Origin of the sequence: Streptomyces scabiei 87.22 (assembly GCF_000091305.1) — a bacterium.
GTDB classification, from domain to species: Bacteria; Actinomycetota; Actinomycetes; order Streptomycetales; family Streptomycetaceae; genus Streptomyces; species Streptomyces scabiei.
Map to the genome: position 1 here is coordinate 216,823 of NC_013929.1, position 26,842 is coordinate 243,664.

The window sequence follows — 26,842 nt, forward strand, 5'->3', positions numbered from 1 at the left end:
GCCTCCCTGGAAACGGCGCGGCCCTCACCGAGGGCGCGGCGGCTGGGGGTTGTGTCGGAGGAGTGGTTCACACGGCGAGCTTGACGACCATGTCCGCCATGGCCAGGAGCTGCTCGTTGTTGAGCCGCGGGTCGCACAACGACTCGTAGGCGGCGTCCAGTTCGGCTTCGCAGGTGACGCGGGTGCCGCCCACACACTCGGTGACCTCGGCCGCGGCCGCCTCCAGATGCACCCCGCCGGGCCACTCGCCCAGGCCGCGCAGCACGTCGAAGAAGTCGGTGACCTCGTCCAGCATGTCCTTGAGGTGACGGGTCTTGACGCCGGTGCCGGTGGCCGTGGTGTTGCCGTGCATGGGGTCCGACATCCAGACCACGGGATGGCCCGCCGCGCGTACGGCCGTGACGAGCGACGGGAGCCGGCCGCGTAGTCCCCGGGCCCCCAGCCGGCAGATCAGGGTGAGCCGGCCCGGCCTGCGGTACGGGTCGAGCCGTTCGCACAGCCGCACGATCTCGGCGGGCTCCGCGCCGGGGCCGATCTTGACGGCGACCGGATTGGCGATGCCCGCCAGGAACTCCACATGGGCGTCGCCGACATGGCGGGTACGGTCGCCGATCCACGGCAGATGTGTGGAGAGCAGGAACCATTCGCCGGTGACCGGATCCTGGCGGGTCAACGGGCTCTCGTAGTCCAGGAGCAACGCCTCGTGGCTGGTCCACAGCCCGGTGTGGAGCCAGCCGCGGTCCTCGGTCCAGCGGGTCTGCCCGTACCCGTGGACGAGCGAGCGCAGTGAGCCGTCGGGCGTGCCCTCCTCGCGCCGGTTCCACGGCACCTCACGGGCGGCCGCCGGGTCCCAAGCCCGCGGGGCGAACGAACTGGCCGTCCCGTGGGCGAGGGCGCCGAGTTCGCGCAGGACGTTCCTCGCCGTGTAGTAGCCGGACAGCATCCGGTACGGGTCGGGGGTGCGGGCGTCCTCGTGCGGCTCGGGCCCGTTGACCGTGAGCCCCCGGAACACCGGCAGCGGCCGGCCGTCCACCTCCTCGACGGCGGCCGAGCGGGGTTTGGCGAACTGCCCCGCCAGGCGGCCGACAGTGACCACTGGCAGGTCCAGGCAGCCGCTGACGCGTTCCGCCACGGCGCCCAGCACCCGGTGCTTGTCCCGGGCGCCGGTGACGGCCGCCGGGCCGAGCGGCTCCGCGCAGTCGCCGCCCTGGAGGACGAACGCCTCCCGGTTCTGCACCCGGGCGAGGGCCGCGAGGACGCTGCGGACGTCGCTGGGCGTGGTGAGGGCCGGCAGCAGGGCGAGCCGGTCGGTGACGGCGGCCACCTCGTCGGGATCGGGCCACTGCGGCTGCTGGCGTATCGGCAGGCCCCGCCAGGCGGGCGGATGCCAGGACGGTGCGCTCGGGCCGGTCGCGGACTCCTCGCCCTCCTGGGTGTCGGGGACGTGGTCGGCCGGGCCGACGGGTTCGAGCAGGGGCGGAACGGGCATGCGGGTGCTCCTGTTGCGGATCGAGAACGGCATCGCGTCGTGCGCTGTTCGAAAACGGGAGGGGGCGGGCCTGCGGCTCAGAATCTTCTGCCGATCTCCTGTGCCCGGGCGTGTGCGTCGCGGCGCAGCACATCGGCGTCGTCGGCGATCTGCTGCGCTCTCAGCTGAATGGTGGAGATGTCGGTGATCCCCGCCCACCGCAACCAGCCGTCGAAAGCCGGTGTCTGGTGGTCGTCGCCGAATTCTGTCGGCATACCCGGCCCGTAGACCGAGCTGGTGTAGACGACCGCCGCCTTCTTGCCTCTGAGCAGACCCCGGTAGCCCGATTCCCGGTCGAAGGAGAAGAGCATGTGGGCCTGGCTCACCACGTCGATGAAATGCTTGAGTACATAGGGAATTCCGAAATTCCACATGGGTACGCTGAACACGTATCGGTCGTAGCTGTCGAAGTGTTCGAAGACGCGCCGGACCTCCTTCCACGCCACGGCGCCCTCGCCGTCGGCCCGTCCCCCGGCGGCCTCCGTCCGCTTGGCCCCGACCGCCGCCGCGCCGAACTCGGGAAGGCGTTCCCGCCAGAGGTCGAGAACATCGGTCGTCGCGTGGGGACGGGTCCGGCGGTAGGCGGTGACCAGGGTCTCGGCGACGGCTCTGGACTGTGAGCGCTCCCCCATGGGGGAGGCGGCGATGTGCAGCAGACGTGAGGGGGCCGGGGGCGTGTCCGCGTTCACCGGACCACCGCTTTGGAGCGCATGAGGAACTCCGCGAGATGGCCGTCGTGCGGGACGCCCGGCGCCATCCAGTGCGTGGGACGGTCTCCGACATGGACGTTGCCGATGGTCGGTTCGTCGACCAGTTCGTCGACCAGTTCCTCGACGAGCCGTCCGTCCCGGCCGATGACGGTGAGCACCAGGGTGTTGCGCAGCGGTCCGATGCCGTCCTCGGGCGACCAGGGGGCGACCCAGACACAGGGGAAAGGGAGTTCGATGCCGAGCTGCGGTGCGTCCGGGCGGTCCAGCTGGATCACGGCGGGCCGCAGTGCGGCGCTTCCGTCGCCCAGTTCGTCGGCGATCCCCTCGGCGCCGAGGTGCGGGCGAGCGCCGGCCGCCTGGGTGAGCAGGTACTTCTCCAGCCCGCGCGCCTCGGCGGTGGGGCGGACGGGCAGGACGGCCTTGTCGTCGTCCGGCGGCAGGCTGGGCAGCTGGGCCAGCCGCTCGGCGATGGCCTCGGCGACCGGCCCCGGGTCGCCGGCCACGAGGACGGCGGTGGCGTTGACGCAGGCGACTCCGCCCTCGTCCCGGATCGAGGAGACCACCGTGTCGAGCGCGGACGACCTGCCCGCGGCCCCGCCCGCGCCGGTCACGGCGCCCACGCCCGGGTCCGCCAGCAGGATCTTGGACCGGCCCGGACCCTGGGTCAGCACGTTCGGATGCGTCCGGTACTTCTCCACCACCGCATCTCCGCCGTACACCAGGGACAGGTCGGCGCCCCGGACGATGCCGTCGGCCTCGTGGTGGTCGGTGGGCAGCAGCAGGAGCCGGTCGTCGCCGATGCCCGCCTCGCGCAACGCGGTCACCAGCCGGTGCGGGGTGAAGGGCTCCCGGCCGGAGGGCCGTACCGCGACCCGGTATCCCAGCATCAGCGCTTCGAGCCAGAGGCTGTGCACGCCCGGGTGATTGCCGGCGGCGTGCACGGCGAAGACGTCACCCCGCCGGGCCCAGACCGCGCCGCCGCCCCGAGTCCGCGGATCCCGCCAGTGACCGGCCGTCGCCGTGGGGCGGGCACCGCGCACGGTGCGTTCCACCTCGGCCGCCGCGCGCTCGATCCTGGCGGCGGCGGCCCTCACCACCGCGACCGGCACACCGGCGACCCGACTCACCAGGCGCTGATGTTCCGGGGCGGACAGGCCGCCCACCGTGCCGTGCGCGAACGTGTGCCCCGCCCGGGCGATGACCTCGGCGAGTTCACCGGGGCCGGCCGGGCGCGCGGCCCGCAGCGCGGACAGGCCGCGCTGGACGAACAGGCTCGGAACCTGACTGAGTTCCGCGACCGGCCGCCCGGTGACATCGGCCACGGTCAGCCGGTTCCGGGCCCGGAAGGCGCCACGGGGACCGAGCGCGTCGAGCTGGATCGGGCGGCCCGGTGCGGCGTCCGCCGGCGCGCGCGTCGCCGTACCCGTCGGGGCGCTCATCAGTAGACCCCTTCGATGACGACCTCGTCGTCGAAGGTCTTGACGGGGCTGACGTCGGCCACCGAGTCGCCGAGCTGTCCGGCCTCGGGACGGATACGGGTGGCGACGTCGCGTTCCAGGTTGTTCGGGAACAGGGCGCCTCGGCTGATGTGGTTCATGACGACCTGGCCGCGTGCGCCGTAGGGAACCGGCTCTCCCGTCCCGGGGTCGACGACGGAGAAGGTGACATGGGGCGAGAAGGGGTCGAAGACGCACTCCTCGTCGCCGTCGGCGCGCTCGACGGCGCCGCAGAGAATCATGGTGCTGCCGTAGTTCCCGAACAGCTGGACGTCGGGGAAGACCTCGGTGCGGAACAGGTACCGGCTGTCGGCGTCCATGTGGGCGCCGCTCCAGATGATGACCCGGACCTTCTCGTTCACCAGTTTGACGAGGTGCTCGTGCTGTGCGAGGCGTTCCAGCAGCGGGGGCGTGATGACCAGGACGCCGATGTCCTGGGTCTCCAGCAGGAACCGGCCCTGCTCCAGGAGGTGTTCGACGTAGCGGCCGGCCTCGTCGGCGCGTCCCTCGGCGAGGCACTTCTTCACCCAGCGCGGGTCGAGGTCGATGGTGGAGGTGAAGCCGCCCCGGCGGCGGGCCTGCCGGGCCACGACCTCTCCCCACAGATGGGGGCCGCTGGGGATCATGGCCAGCCAGTGGGCTCCGTGGGGGTGGCCGCGCTGGTCCATCCGCCGGGTGGACCAGGTCACGTACCGGTCCATCCAGTCGGCGAGATAGGCGACGCGCTTGGGGGCACCGGTCGTGCCGCCGCTCTCGTAGATGCCGACCACCTCGGCCGCCGGACCGTAGCCCTGCGGGACCAGGTCCCGGGCGGGCACGTCCCGCAGTTCGTTGACCGTGTTGGGGAACAGCCGGAGATCGTCGAAGGTGCGTACGTCCCGGCGCGGGTCGAAGTCCAGGGTCCGGGCCCTGCGGAGCCAGTACGGCGAACCCGTCTCCGGGCTGAAGTGCCACCGCATGGCGGCCTGGATGAACTCCTGCGGATCGGGGACCTGATCCGGGGGGAAGGTGAGGACGGGGTCGGAGGCGACTGCCATGTTTGCTCCTTCGAGCCGGGTGCGGACCGGCGTGCGGGCGGGGATCTCGGATCGGGGTTCAGACCGACAGGACGGCATCGGGGCGGGAGTCGTGGGCGGTCCGGGGGCGGGGGCGGCGCCTGAGGTAGACGGCCCAGGTGACCGTGGCGCAGGCGGCGTAGAAGACCAGGAAGCCGGTGAACGCCGGGACTCCGCTCCCCCAGCCGGCGAACGAGGCGCGGAAGGCCAGGTTGATGAGGACACCGCCGAGCGCGCCGAGGGCTCCGGTGATGCCGATGAGCGCGCCCGACAGCCGCCGGGCCCGCGCCAGCCGGGCGCCGGTTCCGTCGTCGCCCTCGTCGGCCGCGCCGTCCCGGAGTGCCTTCGCCCGGAAGATGGCCGGGATCATCTTGTACGTCGATCCGTTGCCCGCCCCTGCCAGGGCGAGGAGCACGATGAAGTCGGCGACGAACAGACCGAGCGAGTCCGTGCGCGAGGCCACGACCGCGCCCCCCGTACCGAGCATCAGCGCCACGAACACGCCGAAGGTGACCCTGGCGCCGCCGATCCGGTCGGCCAGCCAGCCGCCGGCCGGCCGGGTCAGTGAGCCGAGCAGCGGCCCGAGGAACGTGAGCGACGCGGCCTGGAGCGGCGTACGGTCGAACTGCGTCTGCAGCACCAGGCCGAACGCGAAGCAGTAGCCGATGAACGAGCCGAACGTGCCGAGGTAGAGCAAGGACATCACCCAGCAGTGGGCGTCCCTCAGGACGTCCCTGAGCGCGTCGGTGTCGTTGCGATTTCCGGGCAGGTCGTCCATGAACAGCGCGGCGCACACGGCGGCCACGACGATCGCCGGGACGAAGACCCCCAGCAGCAGCCGTGGTTCGGACGCGCCGAAGGTTCCCAGGACCGCGAGGGCGGCCAACTGCGTCACGGCGACACCCAGGTTGCCGCCGCCCGCGTTCAGGCCGAGTGCCCAGCCCTTGTGGCGCTCGGGGAAGAAGGCGTTGATGTTCGCCATGGACGAGGCGAAGTTGCCGCCGCCGAGGCCGGCCACGGCGGACACCATGAGCAGGGTGCCCAGCGAGGTGCCGGGACGCAGGTACACCGCCGCCAGCACGGTGGGCGCCAGCAGGACGACCGCGCTGAGCACGGTCCAGGTGCGTCCGCCGAACCGGCCCACGGCGAGCGCGTAGGGGATCCGCAGGACGGCTCCCGTCAGGGTCGGGACGGAGACGAGCAGGAACTTGTCCGCCGGGGACAGCCCGTACTCCGGTCCCAGGAACAGCACCAGCACGGACCACAGACTCCAGACGGAGAACCCGACGTGCTCGGCGAGTATCGAGAACGCCAGATTCCGCATCGCGACGCGCCGCCCCGTACGGCGCCAGAACGCGTCGTCCTCCGGATCCCAGTAGCGGATCGCGGGCGAGCCGCGCTTCACCTCAGCGCTCATCGACAACCTCCCGAAGCAGACGGACACGTCGGAGCCCGGCCTCGGCACCGGGCCGGCCCGCCCGCCGGCAGTCGGGCGGAGCCGGGGCACCGGGCCGGGAGCGCCACCGGTCGGCGACGCCCGTACATGACGCCGGCCGGCGGCGTCGTGATCCCCTCGTCAGCGTGCGGAGTTCGCCGCCGCCGCCAGAATCCGGTGGTAGACCGAGGGATCGTCGGACTTCAGGACGACGGCGCTGTCGCCGGGCTCGCCCGCCCACCGGTAGTCGACCCCGGGGTTGGGCCAGGAGCCGCCGTCGGCGGTGAACAGATGCGGGCTGGTGACCGCGCCTCCGGGAGCGAAGTCGGCGACCTGGGCGAGTGTGGCTGCCCGTGCGCGCCCGGTGTCCAGGGCCTCGCCCAGGGCCGCCGCGTCCACCTCGGGCACCGACCCTGCGACGTCCAGCACCACATGGCGCATCGTGATGCAGGCACTGTCGGCGAAGAACGCCCTGCGCAGGGCCCGGTCGAGGGCTTCGCTCGCCGCCGCCCCCTGCTCCTTCGCCGCCTGCACCGCCTCCGCCGCGAGCAGCCGGCTCACCGGCCAGCGCCAGTCGGGCTCCGTCCAGGGCCGCCAGCCGGCGTCGGGTTCCATCTCCGCCGCGACCGGGATCTCGGCGTCGATGACCGGCTTGGGCAGAGTGCCCCGGTTGACCACCTCCAGGAGGACGGCCCGGTGATCGAACCGTACGGTCCCGGCCAGGTCCGACTCGGCGCGGATGCGCCACAGTCGCTCGACGGCGACGTGTGCCCAGGGGCAGGCGAGGTCCGCGTAGACCGCCACGGTGCCCGGCAGAACGCTGATCATGTGTCAGGGTCCCTTCTCCTGTACTGGTGCGTGACCCGGCCCGGCCCCTGCCCGGCGGCAGTCCCGGGCGGGGAGGACCGGGACTGCCGCGGAAGGGGCGGGGCGGGGTCTACGCGGCCTTCGCCGATCGGCGCCGCGAGGCCGGGGCAGGGGCGCTCGGTTCGGTGCGCGCCGAGCGGGTGCGGGCGATGTCGAGCCCGTGGTCGTCGTCGGAGAGGAGGACCTTCTCGTAGGTGGTGCGCACCTCGCGCTTGAGCACCTTGCCGGTCACGCCGAGCGGGATGTCGTTCTCGCCCTTGACCAGTACGACCGCGGAGAGCTCGTGCGCCCCCGACTTGCGCAGCGCCCCGTTGAGCCGGGCCAGCAGCTCCCGCGAGGTGAGGTCGCAGCGGTCGGCCAGCCGGACCACGGCGACGGGTTCGGACAGTTCCTCGTCGGCGGGGCTGATGGCGGCGGCCACGACACAGTCCACGGCCTGGCGGCACGCCTTCAGGACGATCTCCTCCGTGGGCAGGCTGTAGACGGGCCCGCGAGCGGTGTGGATCACGTCGGTGGCACGGTCGTACTGGTAGAAGCGCCCCTGCTCGTCGTAGTACCCGATGTCGCCGGTGAGCCAGAAGCCGTCGTGCTTCGAACGGTGCGTCAGATCGGGGTCGTTCCAGTAGCCCAGGGTCTCGGTCGGGGTCTTGACCGCGATGAACCCGATCTCGTTCGGGCCCAGCCGCTTGCCGTGCTCGTCGTAGACGGTGGCCTCCTCGACGATGGGTTCCGGGTGGCCGACGCACCGCTTGTAGGCGTCGGTGTCCGGGCCGTGGATGTTCTGGAACACGGCCATGCCCACCTCGGTCGAGGCGAGTCCGTCGATGTAGCGCGAGCCCTGGCGCCACTTGCCGCCGACGCGGTGCCTGCCCAGCCGTACCAGCTCACGGACGTGCGCCTCGTGCGAGGCGTCGGCGGTGCTGAGCCAGGTGGTCACGCGGGAGGCCGCCGACGGCTCCACGCCCAGTGCCGCCAGCTCGCCGAAGGTGATGGGGAAGGCGATGACGACCGTCGGCTTCCACCAGCGCATGACCTCGGCCACGGCCGGTCCGCGCTGCTCCTCCATCACCAGGGTCGGTACGCCGGTCAGGGTGGCCATCATCATGTAGCTGAGGCCGGAGCCGTGGGACGGCGGGAACACCAGCAGGTTCTTGTCGTCGACGCCGGACGGCATGGTGAGGATGCGGGGGCGCTTGCCCGCGAAGAACTGGCGGTGCCCGAGGATCGGCGCCTTGGGCATGCCGGTGGTGCCCGAGGAGTGCGCGATCAGCACCGGGTCGTGGTCGCCGTGCATGTACGGGTAGCCGACGGGCAGCGGGCCGACGCGGCCCGCCGAGTCCACCTCCTCCTGCGAGACGGTGAAGCCCAACCCCTCGGGGCTGTCGGTGGCCGCCAGCAGGGTCTCCAGCCGGTCGGCGTCGGCGACGACGCCACGCGGCTCCAGCCGCTTCAGGTAGCGTGCCGCGGTCTGGGGCGCCATGTTCGGGTTCACCGGGGCGGGGATGGCACCGATGCTGTTCAGGGCCATGAAGTGGACGAAGTTGGCGATGCCGTCCCCGCTGTAGACGCCGACCCGGTCGCCGCGTGCCACACCGGCGGCGTGGAACCAGCGCGCGTACCGCTCGGTCGCGTCCCGCAGATCGGCCAGGGAGTAGGTGCGGATGTCCTTCTCGCCGCCGCCGCGCGGCAGATGGTGCAGGAGCGGGGCGTCGAGGTCCGCGGCCCGGTCGAGGGTGTGCCAGAGGAAGGTCCCCACACCGAGGGAGCGTTCGGACACCAACTCCAGCCGCGCGCGCAGCCCGCGGTGCGAAGGGCCCAGCTTCATACGGCGGACGGACGCCAGATGCCGCTGCAGGGATCGGATCTTCATCTCGGCTCTCCTTGACTCTGTGCGGGGACTCTGTGCTGAACATCGGTGCAGGGGTGGGGTGTTGGGGGTTGCGGTGGGAGGTTGGGGGTTCAGGCCGGGAAGTCGGGACGCGGTGGTGCTCAGCCCGGGGGCAGTGGTGCCAGGAGCGAGTCCAGGTGGGCCTGCCAGGGGCCGGCCGCCCCGAGGGCGCCGGGCGGCGCCGGTGCGCCACCCGGAGCCCAGCCGGTGACGACCCGGATGCCGTGCAGGGCGCTGGTGATCCACACCTCGCAGCGGGCGAGGCGGGCGGGGCTCACCCTCGTGTGCCGCACCGTGACCCCGAGCCGGGCGGCGCGGTCGAGCAGCAGCCGGCGGGTGATGCCGGACAGGATCCGGCCGTCGTCAGGGGCGGTGCACAGGTCGCCGCGGTCCCACCACAGCAGGCTGCTGAAGGCTCCCTCGACCGCGTGGCCGTCCTCGTCGAGCAGGAGCGCCTCGTCGGCGCCGTGGAGTCTGGCCTGCTTGCGCAGCCTGCCCTGGGCCGCGAAGTCGGGTCCTTTGACCGTGGGACGCGTGCGCGGGTCCACTCCGTCGGCCACCCAGACCCGGGCGGTGTCCCGCAGCGCGGGGGCGGGGCGCAGCCGCAGGGCGAGCCTGGGCGACGGGCCGGCGAGCAGTTCGACCCGGGGGAACCATGCGCCGGCCCGCGGCAGCCTCGCGGTGACGGCAGCCCGGAAGTCGGCGATCTCGCCCCGGTCGACGCCGTGGGAGCCGACCGAGTCCGAGAACCGGTCCCAGTGCATTTCATGACTCCGGACCCGGCCGTCCCGGACGAGCCAGGAATCTGCCACGACCATTCCCTTGTCATTCTCCTCGGCGACGAGGCCGGCACCGGAATTCCATACGAGAAATGACTGGCTGTCGATTTCGGTACGCATGACGGTGACCCTCCTCATTCCGGAAGAGCTCCGGATGCGAACTTCCTTCAGCCATGAAGGTAATGAAGGCGCGAATGATGCAACAGAGCCATGTGCGGGCCGAATTGAGGGGGCCAATTCCGCTGTGTACGAAACACCGAGCGCCCCATTGGCCCCTGTCCGATGGACCGTTCTCTGTGCGTGACTGGGCGCGGTGACCCCGTTCGAGGTCACCGCGCCCAGTCACGCACCGGGAAGAACGGTCAGGCCGCGAAGTCCCGGTCGCGCGTCTCCGGCAGCGCCAGTACGCACAGCAGACTGACCAGGCACAGTCCTCCCGCGTAGACACCGAGAACCAGGGGCGACTTCCAGTGGGAGTTCAGCCAGGTCGCGACCAGTGGAGCGAACCCGCCGCCGAGGGTGTTGGCGAGGATGAAGGTCGCCGAGGCCCCCGTGTAGCGCAGCCGGGCCGGGAACAGTTCCGGCAGGAAGGCCGCGATCGGCGCGAACATCAGGATGAACAGCACCAGTCCCACGGTGAACGCGCCCGTGATGACCAGCCCGTTGCCGGTCCCCATGGAGCCGAACATGGGCAGCGCCCACACCACGCACCCGATCGCCCCGGCCATGATGACCGGCCGCCGCCCCACCCTGTCGGCCAGCCGGGCGACGGGTACCACCGCGGCGGCCGTGACGCCGGCGGCCACGCTCGCGGCGGCCAGCATCGTGTTCTGTGCGATGCCGAGCGCCTTCGGCCCGTACGACAGGCTGTAGACGATCGTCAGGTAGTAGACGGCCGAGCCGCCGGCCGCCGCGCCGATGCCGAGCAGCAGCCGCCCCGGGTACTCCTTGACCAGGGCGCCCAGCGGGAACCGCGGGGCGGCAGGGCGGTCGCCCTGGGGCCCGGTCCTGAACACGGGTGACTCGCTGACCCGGGTACGCACCCAGAACCCGACGACGATGAGCAGTGTGCTCAGCAGGAACGGCACCCGCCACGCCCCGGCGGCGAAGCCGTCCCGCCCGGCGACCGCGATCGTCGGCAGGATCACGGCACTCGACAGCAGGAAACCCAGCAGCGCGCCGATCTGGGGTATGGACGCGTACACCGCGCGCCGCCCCGGCGGAGCGTGTTCGGCGGCCAGCAGGACGGCGCCGCCCCACTCGCCGCCCATGCTGACGCCCTGCAGCAGCCGCAGGGCCACCAGGAGGACCGGCGCGAGGACGCCCACGGTCTCGTACGTCGGCAGCAGGCCGACCCCGACCGTGGCGATGCCCATGAGGACCAGCGAGGTCACCAGGGCCCGCTTGCGGCCCAGCCGGTCGCCGATCGTCCCGAACAGCACGACGCCGACGGGGCGGGCGAGGAACGCGGCGGCGAAGGTGAGGAAGGCCGCGAGGGTCGAGCCCGTGGAACTGGTGGACGGGAAGAAGGCGGGGCCCAGGACGAGCGCGGCGGCCGTGCCGTACACGGCGAAGTCGTAGTACTCGATCGTGGTGCCGACGAGGCTGGCGACGGCGACGCGCGCGACGTTCTCCCTGGGCTCGTGCGGCGGGGCTGGGGGTGCGACGGTACCGACCGCGGCGTCGCTGCTGGTCTCGGACATGGAGCGGTTCACCTCCGACAGGCCCGGGTCTCGGAGTGATACGGGCCACAAGGGGACTGATGCCGTGGACTGTAGGAAGCCCGGCCGTCCGTCGCGCTCGGCTGTGCCGCCTTGTGGAACAGCGGCCGATCGCGCCGGGGAGACACGGTCAAGCGCATGCAATAGGCATGTTTTTCCGGGTATGCCGCCCGTCGCTCCCTGGGCCGGAGGGACGGGCGGCATACCGTGCGTGGGATCAGCGGGTGGGGATCCGCGCCGACACCAGATCGAGGGCGATGTCGACGATCATGTCCTCCTGCCCGCCGACGAGCCCCCGGCGGCCCACCTCCAGGAGCAGCGCGCGGGCATCGACCCCGTAACGACCGGCGGCGCTCTCCGCATGTCGCAGGAACGAGGAGTACGCGCCCGCGTAGCCGAGCGTGAGTGTCTCCCGGTCGACCTGGACCGGGCGGTCCCGCAACGGCCGCACCAGGTCGTCGGCGGCGTCCTGGAGGGCGAACAGGTCGCAGCCGTGCTTCCAGTCCTGAAGGTTCGCGACCGCCACGAACGCCTCGATCGGGCAGTTGCCGGCACCGGCGCCCTGCCCGGCGAGGGACGCGTCGACGCGGGTGACGCCCTCCTCCACGGCGACCACGCTGTTGGCGACCGAGAGGGACAGGTTCTCGTGTGCGTGGATACCGATCTCGGTGGCCGGGTCCAGCACGTCCCGGTAGGCGCGGACCCGCTCGCGCACGCCGTTCATGGTGAGCCGGCCGCCGGAGTCGGTGACGTACACGCAGTGCGCTCCGAACGATTCCATCAGCCGTGCCTGGGCCGCGAGTTCGACGGCCGGGGCCATATGGCTCATCATCAGGAACCCGGCGACGTCCATGCCGAGGTCACGGGCCTTGGCGATGTGCTGCGCGGAGATGTCGGCCTCGGTGCAGTGGGTGGCGACGCGCACCGAACGGACGCCGAGGGCGTGGGCGCGTTCCAGCTCGGCGATGGTGCCGATGCCAGGCAGGAGGAGCGTGGTGAGAACGGCGTCGGTCAGGTGTGCCGCCGCCGTCTCGATCCATTCCCAGTCGGTGTGGCTGCCCGGCCCGTAGTTGAGCGAGCCGCCGGCCAGCCCGTCGCCGTGGGCGACCTCGATCGCGTCGACCCCGGCGGCGTCGAGCGCCGCGACGATCCGCCCGACGTCGACGGGGTCGACGCGGTGCCGGACGGCGTGCATGCCGTCCCGCAGGGTGACGTCCTGGATGTACAGCTTGTGCGTCATGGGCGGCCCTCCGGGGGAACGGCGTCGCGCCGGGCGATCGACTCGGCGACCCGCAGGGCGGCCGACGTCATGATGTCGAGGTTTCCGGCGTAGGCGGGCAAGTAGTGGGCGGCGCCCTCGACTTCGAGGAAGACCGACACCCGGGTGCGCACCGGACCCGCGCCCGGCGGCACCAGGGTGTGCACCGGTTCGGTGCCGTCCACCGGGATGAACTGCACCTGCTGCTTGAGGCGGTAGCCGGGGACGTACTGGGCGACACGGCCGACCATGGTCTCGACCGACGCGCGTACGGCCTCGTGGTCGGCGTCCCCGATGAGGCAGAACACCGTGTCCCGCATGATGAGCGGGGGCTCCGCCGGGTTGAGGACGATGATCGCCTTGCCCCGGGCGGCGCCGCCGACGGACTCGATGGCGCGGGAGGTGGTCTCGGTGAACTCGTCGATGTTGGCCCGCGTGCCCGGCCCCGCCGACCTGGAGGCGATGGAGGCGACGATCTCCGCGTAGTGGACCGGGGTCACCGCCGAGACCGCCCCGACCACGGGGATGGTCGCCTGGCCGCCGCACGTCACCATGTTCACGTTCATGGCGTCCGGTTGGGCGTCCCCGTTGACCGGCGGTACGACGAACGGGCCGATCGCGGCGGGGGTGAGGTCGATGAGCCGCTTCCCGTACGGCGCCAGCCGGGCTGCGTTGGCGATGTGGGCCTTGGCCGAGGTCGCGTCGAAGACGATGCCGATGTCCTCGAAACCGGGGAGCGCGATCAGCCCTTCGACACCCTGGTGGGTGGTGGCAATCTTCAGGCGGGCGGCACGGGCGAGCCCGTCGGAGTCCGGGTCGATGCCGACCATGGCACTCATCTCCAGCGTGTCCGACAGACGCAGGATCTTGATCATCAGGTCGGTGCCGATGTTGCCGGATCCGATGACGGCCACCTTGGTTCGTGTCACGCGTCCTCCTCCTCGGGCTGGTGACGCTCCTGCGGCCGCGCGGAGAACAGCGCGGTGACCGTGCCCAGCGAGCTGATCTCGGCGCGTATCCGGACGCCGGGCGACACCGGGACCATCGGGCCCAGAGCGCCCGACAGGACGATCTGCCCGGCCCTCAGCGGAAGGCCGTGCTCCCTGGCCGTGCGGGCCAGCCAGGCCAGCGCGTTCAACGGGTCACCGAGACAGGCCGCGCCGGCGCCCTCGGAGACCGGCTCGTCGTCGGCGTACATGCGCATGGTGGTCTCGCGCGGCTCGAACGCGTCCGGCGTGACCCGGTGTTCCCCCAGCACGAACAGGCCGCTGGAGGCGTTGTCCGCGACGGTGTCCGTGAGCCGGATGTCCCAGGCCGCGATCCGGCTGTCGACGATCTCGATCGCCGCGACGGCGTACTCCACGGCGCCCCGGACCCGGGCGGCGTCGAGATCCCCGTCCGCCAGGTCCTCCCCGAGTACGAAGGCGATCTCGGCCTCGGCCTTCGGCTGCGACAGCCGCTCCATGGGGATCTCCGGCTCGGCCGAGACGTCCATGTCGGCGAACAGCATCCCGAAGTCGGGCTGATCCACACCGAGTTGCTTCTGCACGGCCGGGGAGGTGAGCCCGATCTTGCGTCCGACGACGGTCGCGCCCGCGGCCAGCCTGCGGCGCGTCAGCTCCTGCTGCACGGCGTAGGCGGCAGCGACGTCGTGCTCGCCCAGCAGATCCCGCACCGGAGCGACGGGCCGCCCGCCCTCGACCGCGGCCGCCAGTCGTGCGACGGCTCGCTCCACCGCGTACGTGTCGATGGCCATGGTGGTCACCGTCCCTTCGCCGTGGCGACGGCGAAGCCGGCGATCCAGGCGGGGACGGCCTCGTAGAAGCGTGACGCCAGGTCGTACGGGCCGGTGGCGGCGAGGGAGGCGAAGGCCGCGATCCAGGTGCGGACCTCGTGGGCGGAGTTGCCGCCCTCCTTCGCCATGCCCTCGACGGTCCAGGTGTCGAACGCGGCCAGCTCGCCGTTCTCGACGTGGTCGAGGAACCGGTTGTCCCAGTCCGGGTTGATCGGGATCATCTCGGTCGAGCCGGCAGCGTAGTCGCGGCCTGCGCGGACGACCCGCTGTTCGGCCCTGGCCCGCTGCTCGGGCGTGGGCGGGCGGCCCTCGATCAGGGCGTCGGCGACCCGGGGTGGTGCCCCGTCCAGGACCGGCACGGGCGGGTCGTGGGAGAGGCCGCCGGAGGCCAGGAACAGCACCCTGCGGTCGATCTCGGCCGCGGCCCGCCCGACGGCGGTGCCGAGGGCCCGGACCCGGCCGACCGGACCGAGCGGAGTGGCCACGCCATTGACGAAGACCGGCACCACGGGCACCTTGTCGATACCGCCGAACAGCACCTCCAGGGGCTGTGCGAACCCGTGGTCGACGGTCATCCGGGCGGAGACCGTCAGATCGACGCCCTGGTCGAGCACGCCGCGGGCCAGCGCCCTCGCCGCGGCGGTGTCGACCGACAGCGGGCCCGCCGATGTTCCGAAGTCACCCACCGCGTGCGCCTCGGTGGCCAGGCAGAAGGGCGGCATCTCCTTGTAGAAGAAGCCGTTGTAGTGGTCGGGCGCGTAGAGGACGACCAGTTCCGGGTCGTAGGCGCGGATGAACTCCCGTGCCTCCTCGACGGCCCGGTCGACCCGGGCCAGGACCTCGGGGTCCGGGTCGTTCCTGCCGATGAGGGGCGAGTGGGACAGCCCGACGGCTGCTGCGGTCATGGTGCTTCCTTACTGCTGCGATGTGCTGGGGCGGGCCGGGCCCGGCGGATGGACGACGAGCTTTCCGGTGAGGCCGCCGTCGATCATGAGCTGGAGGCCCTTGTGGATCTCGGCGAGCGGAAGTGTCCGGTCGATGACCGGCCGGACACCGGTGGCCTCCATCAGCCGCAGCATCGCCACCAGTTCGACACGGGTGCAGCCGGTGGAGCCGAGGATGCGCTGCTGGAGGTAGAAGATCCGGCCGAGGTCGGCGGGCGGGTTCATGCCGCTGGTCGCCCCGGCGATGACGACCGTGCCGCCGGGGCGGAGCGATTTCAGCGAGTGCGACCAGGTCGCCTCACCGACCGTCTCGATGACCACGTCCACCCGCTCGGGCAGCCGCTCGCCCGGGGCCACGGCGGCACGGGCTCCCCACGACACGGCCTCGGCGCGCTTGTCCGCGCTCCGGCTGGTGGCGTACACGACGGCCCCCGCGGCCACCGCGAGCCTGATGGCCGCGGAGGCGACGCCGCCCCCCGCGCCCTGGACGAGCACCCGGTCACCGGCGGTGATCCGGGCCTGGGTGAACAGCATGCGGTAGGCCGTGGTCCAGGCGACGGGCAGGCAGGCGGCCTCGTCGAACGAGAGCCAGTCCGGCTTCGGGACCAGGTTGCGGGCGGGAACGGTCAGATACTCCGCGAACGCCCCGTCGTGCCGCTCGGAGAGCAGCGCGCGACCGGGGTCGAGCGTCTCGTCGCCCCGGCCCGCGTCCGGGTCGCCGATCACCGGGTGGACGATGACCTCGTTGCCGTCCTCGTCGTAGCCGGCCGCGTCGCACCCGAGGATGATGGGCAGCCGGTCGGGAGGATGTCCTACTCCTCTCAGCGTCCACACGTCGTGCATGTTGAGCGAGGAGGCGACGACGCGGACACGTGACCAGCCCGGACGCGGAATCGGTTCAGGGACGTCGCGCAGCACCAGCCCCGACAGCGGGTCGGCGGCGCTCTGGGAGATTGCGGTAGCGGCAAGCACGCGGCCACGGTCGCGCCGACCGGCCGACCCGGCCTAGCCCGTGTGCCGCTGTGCAGCACGGATTCCGTGTACGCACCAGCGATGTACGCGCGCACGCCACAGCCGCGCCGCGGGCCGGGTCGGTCCCGGCTCGCGGCGCGGCTGTGGCGTGGCTGACGGTGTGGTGGACCCGCTCGGTCGGCCCCTTCAGTGAGGCATGTCGTCGAGGGCGGTGGACAGCCCGGCGACCTCGGGCGGCTCGGCGGCGAACAGGACGACGGAGCCGTGGGGCAGGTCCGCCTCGGTGATCCTGCGAAACCCTCCCGCCAGCAGGACGCGCTGGGCGTGGCCGTCGTACTCGTCCGGCGCGGCGACGACACGGCGGCAGCGGGCGTCGGTGGCGAAGAGCGCGGGGACGAGGACACGCAGCAGGTCCGCGCCGGCCTCCTCGGGCACACGCGCCGCACGGGCGCCACGGTCGCCGTGATCGGTTCCGCCGTCGCCGTGATCGGTTCCGTGGTCACCGTGATCGGTTTCGTCGTCACCGTCGCCGAGCCATACGACCACGTCGTGAGCGCCGAAGGGATAGCAGGCCCGCACCGGGTGGTGCGGGACCGCCTGGACATGGACGAGCAACTCCGCGCTCCCGCCCCCGTCTTCACCTCCGCCTCCGCCTCCGCCTCCGGAACGGTCTGTTCCGTCGCAGGAGGCCGCATAGCCGCGCGCGGCCGGCCGGCGTGCCCCGAGCGGCTCGCCGGACGTGCCGGCGAGCGGCCGCAGGGACCAGCCGTCGCCGATGACGGTCCGCCGCGCGCTGTCGGGAGGTGTGACCACCACTCGTGCTCCCCGCATGATGTTCAGGCCGTGGCCGTGGCCGTGCTCGGCGCGTTCCGTCGCGCCGTCACCCACCGGCGCAGCTCGATCTTGTCCAGCTTGCCGCTGGCGTTGCGGGGCAGCCGGTCGATGACCAGGACGTCGGTGGGGAGCTTGTAGCGGGCCAGATACCGGTCCGCGAACGCCCGTACCTCCTCCACCGTGGGCTCGGCACCGGCCGCGCAGCTCAGGACGGCGAGGACGGTCTCGCCCCACCTGGCGTCCGGTACCCCGACGACGGCGGCCTCCAGGACGCCCGGGAGCTCGGCGAGTACACGCTCCACCTCTGCGGGGTACACGTTCTCTCCGCCGCTGATGATCATGTCTTTGAGGCGGTCCACGATGTGGTAGAAGCCGTCCTTGTCCCGGTAGGCGATGTCCCCGGTGTGGAACCAGCCCATGTCGTCGAAGGCGCCCCGGGTGGCGTCCGGGTTGTCCCAGTAGCCGGAGGTCACGTTGGGGCCGCGTACGCAGATCTCGCCCCGGGTGTCCGGCTCCTCGATCCCGGTCCCCGTGCCCGGGTGCGTCAACCGGATCTCGGTGTACGGCATCGCGACACCGGCCGAGCCGGCCTTCTCAGGGAGCAGCCGGGCCGGGAGATAGGTGGCGAACGGGGCCGTCTCGGTCAGTCCCCAGGCCTGCTGGAGCGACAGGCCCACCTCTCCGTAGTCCCGGATCAGCTGCGGTGGTACGGGAGCCCCCGCGACGATCGCGGACCGCAGGGCGCCGAGGTCGGCGTCGGCGAAGCCGGGCACCCGGGCGAGGGCCGCGTACATGGCGGGGACCGCGAAGAAGGTGTTCACACGATGCTCGACGAGGTCCCGCAGGCACTGAGCGGGCTCGAAGGACCGGCGCAGCACCACGGTGCCGCCGCGCACCAGGGTGCGCAGAGTGAAGGCGTTGAGGCCGCCGATGTGGAACAGCGGAGCGAGGGCGAGGTTCACGTCGTCCGCGCGGGTGTCCACGACGGCGTCGACGTTGACGGCGTTCCACCAGAGGTTGCCGTGGGTGAGCATGACGCCCTTGGGCCGGCCGGTGGTGCCGGAGGTGTACATCAGGGCCGCGAGGTCGTCGTCGTACAGCGCCACCGGTTCCCGTACGGGGCGGTGCGGGCCGCGCAGCGTGGACAGCGGCGTCCAGGCGGGTGCGGGTGTCCCCGTCGCCGGGCATGCGGGATCGGTGTCGACGAGCAGGCGGGTGCGGGCGGGGATGTCGTGCAGGATCGACTCCACCAGTTCGCGGTGGCCCTCCTCGACGACGACGGTGTGGGCGCCGCAGTCGTTGAGGATGTGGCGGACCTCGTCGGCCGCGAGGCGGAAGTTGAGGGGGACGAAGACCGCGCCGAGACGGGCCGCGGCGAACAGCGTCTCCAGGAAGGTCACGCTGTTGAGGCCCAGGTAGGCGATCCGGTCACCCCGGCGCAGTCCGTGCTCGGACAGTCCGGCTGCGAACTCCCCCACCGTGGCGCCGAGTTCCACCGCTGTGATCTCACGGTTCTCGTAGACGACGGCGGGGGGCCCGGGATGCTGGGCTCTGCGGTGCAGCGCGGTGGCGGGACTGATGTCGACGGCGGCCATGACGGCGGCTCCTCAATGGCTGTCGGGCGAGGCGTTCATATGTGGGGGGCACAGTCCCGCGCCGCCCGCGGGGGCGCGGAAACCGCGGACGGCGATGCCTCCGTCGGCGGGGATCACGGCACCGGTGATGGTGCCGCTGTCGGTGCGGGAGGCCAGCAGGACGTACGGACCGGTGAAGTCCTCGGGTTCCACACTGGAGTCGTACAGCGGGATCAGCGGCGGCGGCTTCTCACCGGAGAGTGCCTGGGCTTCCTCGTTCCTGGCGAAGGACGCGGCGAGCGTGCGGTGGTGCAGGCCGAGGCTCTCGGGGCCGCGCAGTTGGGTGCGCATGCCTCCGACGGCGACCCCGTTGACTCGGACTCTCGGCGCCAGTTCGAAGGCGAACTGGCGCAGCAGGCCGAGGCAGGCGTGCTTGCTGGCGGTGTAGAGGGAGCCGCCGCCGTCGGTGTGCTGGGAGGCGTTGGACAGGGTCATCACGATGCTGCCGCGGGTGGCGACCAGTTCCCGCCAGGCGGCCTCCACGGCCAGCGCGTACCCCTTGACGTTGATCGCGAAGATCTCGTCGAAGGCCTCGGCCAGTTCCTTGCCCGACAAACGGGTCACGCTGCGGTGGTAGTCCCAGATGCCGGCGTTCGGGACCAGGATGTCGAGCCTGCCCAGCCGTTCGACGGTGGTCTCCACGGCCCGGTGCAGATCGTCCGGGCTCCGTACGTCGCCGGTGAGGGGCAGTACCCGGTCGCCCAGCTCGCCGGCGGCGCGCACCACCTCTTCCAGTTGCGCGGCCGTACGGCCGAGGATCGCGACGCGAGCGCCCTCGGCGAGGTAGCGCAGGGCGACTGCGCGGCCGATGCCGGATCCCCCGCCGGTGATCAGTGCGACCTCGTTCTCCAGCCAGCCGCTGCCCATGGTCAGGCCCCCTCGATGAAGTCGGTGACCAGACGTTCGAACTCGGCCCGGCGCTCCAGCTGCACCCAGTGGCCGCAGCCGCCGAACACATGCAGCTGGACGTCACGGATCTGCTTGAGCATCAGCTGTGCGCCCTCCAGGGTGATGGTGCGGTCGTCCCGGCCCCAGAGCAGCAGGGTGGGGGCCGTGATCTCGTGGACGCGCTGCCAGAGCGGGTCCATGCCGTGCCGCTTGGCGAAGGCCGCGTTGTAGGCGTGGTAGAAGGCGATGTGGGACTCGTCGAGCGAGGCCTCGTAGCGGGCCTGGGCGGTGTCCGCCCAGCGTTTGGGCTCGGCGGTCATCACCCCGATGAAGTCCCGCATCTTCTTCAGTGTCGGGCCCTCGCCGTGGTAGTAGCGGAACATGGCCTTCTGTCCCTCGGTCGGGGTGGGTCCGAAGGGCAGCCAGCCGCCGCCGGGGGCCATCAGCACCAACTTCTCCACCCGTGCGGGGACTTCGAGCGCGGTGGCGAGGGCGGCGGCGCCGCCGAGGCTGTTGCCGAGCAGGTGGAAGCGGTCGATGCCGAGGGCGTCCAGGGTCTGCAGCAGCGCGTCGACGGTGATCTCGGTGATGCTGCGGGCGCCGAGCTCCGCCTCGGTGGGCCGGTAGCTGCCGCCGAAGCCCGGCTGGTCGGGCAGGACCACGCGGAAGCGGGAGGCGAGGGCGGGCAGGTTCTGGTGGTAGTTGGCGACGGCGCTCGCGCCGGGACCGCCGCCGTGCAGCATCACCAGCACCGGCCCCTCGCCGGTCTCGCTGACCCTGACGGGCCCGAGCGTGGTCCGCACGGTCTGCTCGACGAGCTTCGGCTCTTGGGTCTGGTCTGTGGTCACGAGAGATCTCCTGATGGGTCGTTCACCCGCCGTTCCGCCGTCGGGCCGACCGGCACGCGCCCGTCCGACCGCTGGTCGTCCGGTCGGAGGAACGGTCAGAGGAAAGTGCTGATGTTCTTGGCGAGCAGGACGTTCTGGTCGAGCAGGATCGTGCGGCGGGCGATCAGCAGCCGCCCGTCCTCCGGGGCGCGGCGCAGCAGGTCGGTACGGCCGCCCGCGTAGAGGTCGACCTCGCGTTCGAGGCGGTTGCGGTAGCAGAGGAAGGCCGACTCGGCGAGGTACTCCCCCGGCTCTTCGGCGGCCCGGACCATGACGTTGGTGATCAGGTGCCGGGATCTGGACGGCGGGTCCTCGGCCCAGGCCATGCCCGAGTCGAACCGGCGGATGCGCCAGGCCAGGCTCGCCCTGGTCTCGTCGAAGATCGCCACCTCGCCGGGTGTCCCGTCGGCCAGCGCCTGCTGTCGCCGCAGCCGGTTGGTGCGTACCGGCGCCCAGTAGTGCAGATCCTCCGTGAACAGCTCCAGCCAGTCCGCGTAGCGGTGCTGGTCGAGCAGCTGCGCCTCCCGGGCGTACAGCCGCTGTACCTCGAAGTGCAGCCGGACATCGGCATCGGAGACCGGCTCCGTCCCGGCGACCGCCGGCTCGGGTGCGTGGATGCTCATGGATGGTTCCTCCTACGGGGCCTGCTGCGTGCAGGCATTCCAGCGCGGCGGACCGGGTCCGGGGAGCGCGTGTGCCACGGGGCGGCACGGCCGCATGGGCGGCCCGGCGAACGGTCCGGGTCAGCGGGTGAGCAGGGTCCGCAGGTCGGTGTGCTCGTCGGTCAGTTCCTCGGCGGACAGCGGGATCGCTCGGTCGATGAGACGTCGGGCGGCCTTGATGTCGCGGGAACGGTCGATGGCGGCGGCCGCGACCAGACGGTCGCCGCGCAGGCCGAAGGCGGTGAAGGCACCGTCGGCGGGGTCGCCGCGCAGGACGTGCCGTCCGGCGTCCGCCATGGTGCCGACCGCCTCCAGGCGCGCGCCGTACCGGTCGGACCAGAACCAGGGCGCTCCCGCGTCCGGCGCCGGACGGCCCAGGATGCCCAGGGCCGCGGCCTCACCGTCCCGTTGGGCGGCCTCCCAGTGTTCGTGCCGTACCCGGTGGCCGTCGGGGCGGGCCACGTCGCCGACGGCGAAGACGTGGGGGTGGGACGTGCGCTGCCCGGGGTGGACGACGACGCCGTTGTCGACGCGCAGCCCGGCCGTCTCGGCCGTGTCGGTGGCCGGGCGGATTCCGATGCCGGCCACCAGGATGTCCGCGGCCAGGGTGCCGCCGTGCCCGGTGAGGCCCACGCGCAGCCCCTGGGGGCTCCGTTCGACGTGTGCGACCCCGGCGGTGAGCACCTCGACGCCCTCGGCGGTGTGCCTGCGGTGCAGCGCGCCCGCGATGTCGCCGCCCACGGCCGCGGCCAGCGGCACCGGCACGGGATCGACGAGGGTGACACGGCAGCCCAGGGAGACGGCGACGGCGGCGGTCTCGGCGCCGATCAGGCCGGCTCCGACGACGATCACCCGGGCACCGGGCAGCAGCCGTTCCCGGAGGCGGTCGGCATCCTCCCAGGTCCGCACCTGGTGGACCGCCGGGTCGTCGCCCCCGGGGACCGGCAGCGGGCGCGGTGTGCCTCCCGTGGCCAGCACGATCCGGTCGGCCTCGGCGATCGTGCCGTCGGCCAGTTCCACTCCGCCCGCGCGGGGCCGGATCGCCCGGACCCGGGTGCCGTCACGGAGCTGGACGCGCTGCTCCTCGTACCACCCTTCGGGCCGCAGCAGGATGTCCGCGCGCCGGGCCTTGCCGAGCAGGACGTCCTTGCTGAGCGGCGGCCGGTCGTACGGCAGGCCGTGCTCGGCGCCGTACAGGACCACCTGCCCGTCGTATCCCTGGGCGCGCAGCGCGTCACAGGTGGAGACGGCGGCCGGGCCCGTGCCGACGACGGCGATCCGCCGGGGCGGGGGCGGCGGGGTGCTCATGCGTCGGCCTCCGCGGCGGTCCGGCCCGGGTGGAGCCAGACGGCGCCGTCGCGGACCTCGACGTGGTGGGTGCGCACGGCGAGGGTGGCGGGCATGCACTGCGGTTCGCCCGACTTCAGACAGAATCGGGCGCTGTGCAGCGGGCACTCGACCTCGCCGTCCTCGATCCACCCCTCGGACAGGGACGCCCGGCCGTGCGAACAGGTGTCGTCGAGGGCGAAGTAGGCACCGCCCTCGTGGAACACGGCGATGGCTTCGCCGTGACCGCTGGTCTCGGCCGGCACCTTCAGCGCCTCGCCGTCCTCGATGTCGCCGACAGCGGCGACGCGCACAGCGGTGCCGCTCGCGTGCGTACTCATCAGGTGTCGTCCTTCTCGTGCCAGGCGGGCGTGTTCATCAGGTCTCGCCAGCGCGCGTACATGGTCCGGGCGGCGCCGTCGGTGTAGAGGCGGCCGGTGGTGCCCGGATGGACACCGTCCTGGGTCTCCAGCCCCAGGCCCATCTGGTAGTTGAGGGTCATCGAGCCGGAGACGAACCCATGGGCCGTGGCCTGGCATTCGCTCCAGTTCTCGCCGTCGTCCTGCTCGAAGATCCCGGTGGGCCCGAACGTGCGCAGGTTGTACAGCCGTTGGGCGTTCTTCACCTCGTCGGGCATGGACCTGTCGACGAGCGTCCAGGCCCAGACCTCCATCCGGTCCGGGCCCTTGGGGTGCCAGATCCGGATGGAGCCGTTGACCGGGAGGTAGGAGAAGTTGGGGAAGACGGTGGCGTGCCCCGTGGTCATCGGTCCTTCCACCCGGGCGTCGCCGAGCCGCTCGCGCAGCGCCTCGTAGTCGTAGTGGGCGTGCACGATCCGGTCGTCGAAGCGGCTCTTGGGGTGGGTCGGGAAGCCGTGCCCGTGCCCGAGCGGATCGGCGTACTGGCGCCCCGGGGTCTGCACGATCTCCGCCTTGGGCCCCTTGCCGGTCGGCGACATGACCATCAGCGCGGAGGCGTGCGAGATGTTGACGTGGTACCAGTCGGAGGCGAACTGCTCCGCCGCCAGCTTCCAGTTGCCCTCCAGCACCCACTTGTGCACGCCGCCGACGGCTTCGGTGCCTTCCGGGTCGCGGTCCAGCATCGCGTCCATGTACCAGGTCATCCCGCCCAGCGCCTCGGCGAGCGGCGGCGCCTCGGGGTTCCAGGTGGCGAAGACGAGGCCCTTGTACGTATCGAGCCGCGCGACCTCGACCAGTCCCCACCGGTCCTGCTCGAAGTGGTCCGGATAGTCGTCCTGGTTGGGTACGTTGACGAGCTTGCCCGACATGTCGTACGACCAGCCGTGGTAGCTGCATGTGAACGCCTTGGCCGCGCCGGCGTCGGCCCGGCAGACCCGCATCCCGCGATGCCGGCAGGCGTTGAGGAACGCCCGCAGTTTCCGGTCCCGGCCCATCGCGACGATGACCGGGTCCTCGCCCATGTAGGTGGTGAAGAAGTCGCCGGGCCGCCCGAACTGGCTCTCATGGGCGAGGAACAGCCAGCTGGGCGCGAAGACCCTGCGCAACTCCTGCTGGTACAGGGCCCGGTCACTGAAGATCGTGCGGTCGATCAGCCCGTGGTCGAGGTCGAAGTACGCGCTCACATCGACATTGGCGCGCGGCACCCCGGTCACACGCTCTCCGTGCCGTACCGGCGGGGCGGTCATCGCCGGCTCTCCTCGGCGCGTGCACGGACGAGGTCCGGGCGAGCGAGCGGCGCGAGTGCGCGTCCGGCAGCGGGAGGGGGCGCGGCGGCAGGGCCTGGCGGACGTACCGCGCGATCACGGAGGAGCACGGGTACCGGGGCGGATCCCAGGCGTCCGGATCGTGCGCGTGCGACCGGCACGCCACCCGGCTCCCCGGGTCGCGCCGCGCTGTGGTGCCGGGGCACGCGGGGTGCCGAGCGGAGCGCCGGCACGGCGGTTTCGAGTTGGTGCATGCGCCCAGCAGACGACGGACGTACGGACCCGGCACAGCCCACGTGCCGCGATGCGGCACACCGACAACCGATGTCAACGCACTGTCCCCGACCGTTTACAACGCGCAAGGGGGCCTCTACATTGGACGCGCGTCCATCATGATGGCTGCATCCGCACAGTTCCGGGAGCCCGCCATGTCTCTTTCCTCCCCCACACCCCACCTCATCGAGGGCTCGCTCACCGAGCCCCCACCCGCTGACGGTTCACGCCCCCAGGCGCCGACGGCCGCGCCGGATCAGCGGACCGCGGTGGACAAGGCACTCGTCCTGCTCAAGTCGCTCGCCGAACAGGACCGGGAGATCGGCGTGAGCGAGTTGGCCCGCCGCACCCGTCTCACCAAGTCGACGGCGTTCCGGCTGCTGGGCATCCTCCAGCGCAACGACCTCGTCGAACGGGTCGGCAGCGACTACCGCCTGGGAGCCCAGCTCTTCGACATCGGTACCCGGGTGTACGGCCCCACCTCCCTGCTGCTGCGCGAGCGGCTGCTGCCCCATCTCGCGGACCTGTACGTACTGACGCAGGAGACCGTTCACCTCGCGGTGCTGCACGACACGGACATCGTGTACGTCAACAAGATCCACGGGCACCGCGCCACCCGCTCCCCCTCACGCATCGGCGCCCGGCTCCCCGCCTACTGCACCGCCGTAGGCAAGGCGCTGCTGGCCTTCGACCACGACGCCATGGAGGCGGCCATCGCGGCGGGACTGCCGAGGCTCACCGAGCACACGGTCACCGACCCCGATGTCTTCCGCGCCGAACTGCGGCGCATCCGGCGGGACGGCATCGCCTACGACCACCAGGAAGCCACTCTCGGTCTGACCTGCGTCGCCGTCCCGGTCATGGGGCCCGCGGGCCGACCGGTCGCGGCGCTCTCCGTAGCCGGGGCCGATCACCGGTTCGACCGGGCCCGCTTCGCTCCCGCCTTACGCCGCGTGGCCTACGAGGCGGCGCGGGCGATCAACTCGGCCGCGAGGGCCCAGCGGTACGCGGCGTCGAGCCAGGGTGACGCGCCCGCCCCCTGATCCGGCCGGCACACGGCTCAGGGCGCGTCGCCACCGTGGGTCCGCTGCGTCTTCGTGCCCCCCGTGCCCGGCTGCACCCGCGGCACGCTCACCACGATGTGCACCAGGCTCTCCCCGTCCAGGGACTGGTACACATGCGGCCGGTCACCCGGGTAGCGCACGAAGTCACCGGCGTCCAACTCCACCGGACTCTCGGCCGGGCCCACGCGCACCCGCCCGCTGATCACATACAGATGCTCCAGCGTGCCCACCGGGTGCGGCTCGATCGGCCTCCCCGCGCCGTCCCGGTCGGGGCCCACGCGCACCAGGTAGTTCTCGATGACACCCGACCCGTACACATGGTCCAGGGCCCGCGTCTCCAGCCCCTCGTGCTCCTTCCAGACCACGTCGGCCCCGCGCTGGACGGTCATCACCTGCTCGCGCTCGGCCACGAGCCTGGTGACCGGCACCCCCAGCGCCGTGGCAATCGAGAACAGCGTGTCCACGGTGGGATTGCCCGTGCCCTGTTCCAGATTCGACAACGTCTGCTTGGCGAGGCCCGCCTCCCGGGCCAACCTGGCCAGGGACAGACCTCGCTGCTCTCTGAGAAGGCGCACGTTGCGCGCGACGACGGCATTTCCTGCGGACACCACACCACTGTAAACGGGCTTCGGCCCTGCTCAGCTCGTTCTGTGCCGAACTTCGGCTCGTCAGCGTGACTTTGGATCGTCGAGGGCCGGGCCGAGGGCCGGAGGGCCGTCGAGGATGCCGGACCGCCACCGCGGACGCTGGAGCCGGTGGCGTGCGAGCCGCTTCGAGCCGGTCGGCGGTCAGCTCGCGCGCGGCGTGGGAGACGTGGGTGTTCAGCCGGTCCCATCCGGCACGATCGGTGCGTCGACGCACTGGCGGACGCCGTCGATCAGTGCGTTGACGTCCGCTCACCCGTGCCGCCACGGCTGCCCGTGCCCGCGCGATGGGCGGGCGGTGGGCGCGCGGGCGTCGGCACGGCCGGGCCGGAAGCCGGGCCGCACCGCGCCTCGTCCGGCCGCCGACAACCGTCCCGAGCGGCGGCCGCCGGCAGTCACGACCGGGGCGTGCCCGCGTCGGTCCGGGGTGCGTTCGGGGCGGTCCGGGGGTGACGTCGGGCGGTCCGCGGGTGAAGCCGGCTCCGCTCTCTGAACAGA

General features: G+C 72.1%; 24 protein-coding genes. 1 reads left to right on the top strand and 23 read right to left on the bottom strand.

Annotated features, from left to right (window positions below; translation table 11 throughout):
- Positions 1 to 67 precede the first annotated feature (67 nt).
- The 22 genes from SCAB_RS00885 to SCAB_RS00990 all read right to left on the bottom strand — a co-directional run bounded on the left by SCAB_RS00885 (position 68) and on the right by SCAB_RS00990 (position 24,345).
- Positions 68 to 1,489 carry a 3-deoxy-7-phosphoheptulonate synthase class II gene (locus SCAB_RS00885; RefSeq protein ID WP_106437220.1) on the bottom strand — a complete coding sequence of 474 codons (1,422 nt, stop codon included), beginning with the start codon at positions 1,487 to 1,489 and terminating at the stop codon, positions 68 to 70.
- Positions 1,490 to 1,566: 77 nt separating this feature from the next.
- Positions 1,567 to 2,217 (bottom strand): FMN-dependent NADH-azoreductase, encoded by a 651-nt coding sequence (locus SCAB_RS00890; protein ID WP_012998154.1) that lies wholly within the window; start codon positions 2,215 to 2,217, stop codon positions 1,567 to 1,569.
- Positions 2,214 to 3,677, bottom strand: a complete 1,464-nt coding sequence (locus SCAB_RS00895) for an aldehyde dehydrogenase family protein (RefSeq protein ID WP_012998155.1) — start codon at positions 3,675 to 3,677, stop codon at positions 2,214 to 2,216. The genes SCAB_RS00890 and SCAB_RS00895 overlap by 4 nt, the downstream gene beginning before the upstream one ends.
- Positions 3,677 to 4,771 carry an AMP-binding protein gene (locus SCAB_RS00900; RefSeq protein ID WP_012998156.1) on the bottom strand — a complete coding sequence of 365 codons (1,095 nt, stop codon included), beginning with the start codon at positions 4,769 to 4,771 and terminating at the stop codon, positions 3,677 to 3,679. The genes SCAB_RS00895 and SCAB_RS00900 overlap by 1 nt, the downstream gene beginning before the upstream one ends.
- A 58-nt stretch (positions 4,772 to 4,829) precedes the next feature.
- Positions 4,830 to 6,206 (bottom strand): nitrate/nitrite transporter, encoded by a 1,377-nt coding sequence (locus SCAB_RS00905; RefSeq protein WP_049875638.1) that lies wholly within the window; start codon positions 6,204 to 6,206, stop codon positions 4,830 to 4,832.
- 159 nt (positions 6,207 to 6,365) lie between these two features.
- A complete protein-coding gene (locus SCAB_RS00910) occupies positions 6,366 to 7,052 on the bottom strand; it encodes a DsbA family oxidoreductase (protein WP_012998158.1) in 687 nt (228 codons plus the stop codon).
- Between the two features lie 109 nt (positions 7,053 to 7,161).
- Positions 7,162 to 8,961, bottom strand: a complete 1,800-nt coding sequence (locus tag SCAB_RS00915) for a class I adenylate-forming enzyme family protein (RefSeq protein WP_012998159.1) — start codon at positions 8,959 to 8,961, stop codon at positions 7,162 to 7,164.
- Positions 8,962 to 9,080: 119 nt separating this feature from the next.
- Entirely contained in the window at positions 9,081 to 9,878 is a 798-nt protein-coding gene (locus SCAB_RS00920; RefSeq protein WP_041670272.1) for an aminotransferase class IV, read from the bottom strand.
- A 242-nt stretch (positions 9,879 to 10,120) separates the two neighbouring features.
- Entirely contained in the window at positions 10,121 to 11,461 is a 1,341-nt protein-coding gene (locus tag SCAB_RS00925) for an MFS transporter (RefSeq protein WP_041668784.1), read from the bottom strand.
- A gap of 235 nt (positions 11,462 to 11,696) precedes the next feature.
- A complete protein-coding gene (dmpG, locus tag SCAB_RS00930) occupies positions 11,697 to 12,719 on the bottom strand; it encodes a 4-hydroxy-2-oxovalerate aldolase (protein ID WP_012998162.1) in 1,023 nt (340 codons plus the stop codon).
- Positions 12,716 to 13,666 carry an acetaldehyde dehydrogenase (acetylating) gene (locus SCAB_RS00935; protein WP_037723639.1) on the bottom strand — a complete coding sequence of 317 codons (951 nt, stop codon included), beginning with the start codon at positions 13,664 to 13,666 and terminating at the stop codon, positions 12,716 to 12,718. Before SCAB_RS00935 ends, dmpG begins: the two co-directional genes overlap by 4 nt.
- Positions 13,663 to 14,493 (bottom strand): 2-keto-4-pentenoate hydratase, encoded by an 831-nt coding sequence (locus SCAB_RS00940; protein WP_037723678.1) that lies wholly within the window; start codon positions 14,491 to 14,493, stop codon positions 13,663 to 13,665. The genes SCAB_RS00935 and SCAB_RS00940 overlap by 4 nt, the downstream gene beginning before the upstream one ends.
- A 5-nt stretch (positions 14,494 to 14,498) precedes the next feature.
- Positions 14,499 to 15,437, bottom strand: coding sequence for a 3-carboxyethylcatechol 2,3-dioxygenase (locus tag SCAB_RS00945; RefSeq protein ID WP_012998165.1), 939 nt, complete (start codon positions 15,435 to 15,437; stop codon positions 14,499 to 14,501).
- A 9-nt stretch (positions 15,438 to 15,446) separates the two neighbouring features.
- Entirely contained in the window at positions 15,447 to 16,448 is a 1,002-nt protein-coding gene (locus SCAB_RS00950; RefSeq protein ID WP_012998166.1) for a zinc-binding dehydrogenase, read from the bottom strand.
- Between the two features lie 186 nt (positions 16,449 to 16,634).
- Positions 16,635 to 17,264 carry a hypothetical protein gene (locus SCAB_RS00955; protein ID WP_012998167.1) on the bottom strand — a complete coding sequence of 210 codons (630 nt, stop codon included), beginning with the start codon at positions 17,262 to 17,264 and terminating at the stop codon, positions 16,635 to 16,637.
- Positions 17,265 to 17,284: 20 nt separating this feature from the next.
- The gene (locus SCAB_RS00960; RefSeq protein WP_012998168.1) at positions 17,285 to 18,877 is read right to left on the bottom strand and encodes an acyl-CoA synthetase; all 1,593 of its coding nucleotides are present in this window, start codon (positions 18,875 to 18,877) and stop codon (positions 17,285 to 17,287) included.
- Between the two features lie 12 nt (positions 18,878 to 18,889).
- Entirely contained in the window at positions 18,890 to 19,783 is an 894-nt protein-coding gene (locus SCAB_RS00965; RefSeq protein WP_012998169.1) for an SDR family NAD(P)-dependent oxidoreductase, read from the bottom strand.
- Positions 19,784 to 19,785: 2 nt separating this feature from the next.
- Positions 19,786 to 20,652 carry an alpha/beta fold hydrolase gene (locus SCAB_RS00970; protein WP_012998170.1) on the bottom strand — a complete coding sequence of 289 codons (867 nt, stop codon included), beginning with the start codon at positions 20,650 to 20,652 and terminating at the stop codon, positions 19,786 to 19,788.
- 95 nt (positions 20,653 to 20,747) lie between these two features.
- Positions 20,748 to 21,314: a 3-phenylpropionate/cinnamic acid dioxygenase subunit beta gene (locus SCAB_RS00975; RefSeq protein WP_012998171.1), complete on the bottom strand. Its 567-nt coding sequence runs from the start codon at positions 21,312 to 21,314 to the stop codon at positions 20,748 to 20,750.
- A 120-nt stretch (positions 21,315 to 21,434) separates the two neighbouring features.
- Complete coding sequence (locus SCAB_RS00980; RefSeq protein WP_012998172.1) at positions 21,435 to 22,661, bottom strand: NAD(P)/FAD-dependent oxidoreductase; 1,227 nt, start codon at positions 22,659 to 22,661, stop codon at positions 21,435 to 21,437.
- Positions 22,658 to 23,020, bottom strand: coding sequence for a bifunctional 3-phenylpropionate/cinnamic acid dioxygenase ferredoxin subunit (locus SCAB_RS00985; protein WP_041668789.1), 363 nt, complete (start codon positions 23,018 to 23,020; stop codon positions 22,658 to 22,660). The genes SCAB_RS00980 and SCAB_RS00985 overlap by 4 nt, the downstream gene beginning before the upstream one ends.
- Entirely contained in the window at positions 23,020 to 24,345 is a 1,326-nt protein-coding gene (locus SCAB_RS00990) for an aromatic ring-hydroxylating dioxygenase subunit alpha (RefSeq protein ID WP_012998174.1), read from the bottom strand. Before SCAB_RS00990 ends, SCAB_RS00985 begins: the two co-directional genes overlap by 1 nt.
- A 446-nt stretch (positions 24,346 to 24,791) precedes the next feature.
- Between SCAB_RS00990 and SCAB_RS00995 the strand changes: the two genes are divergently transcribed.
- Positions 24,792 to 25,679 carry an IclR family transcriptional regulator gene (locus SCAB_RS00995; RefSeq protein ID WP_106437221.1) on the top strand — a complete coding sequence of 296 codons (888 nt, stop codon included), beginning with the start codon at positions 24,792 to 24,794 and terminating at the stop codon, positions 25,677 to 25,679.
- Between the two features lie 17 nt (positions 25,680 to 25,696).
- Here the strand turns inward: SCAB_RS00995 and SCAB_RS01000 are convergent, their stop codons facing one another.
- Entirely contained in the window at positions 25,697 to 26,308 is a 612-nt protein-coding gene (locus tag SCAB_RS01000; RefSeq protein ID WP_037723669.1) for a helix-turn-helix domain-containing protein, read from the bottom strand.
- Between the last annotated feature and the right edge of the window lie 534 nt (positions 26,309 to 26,842).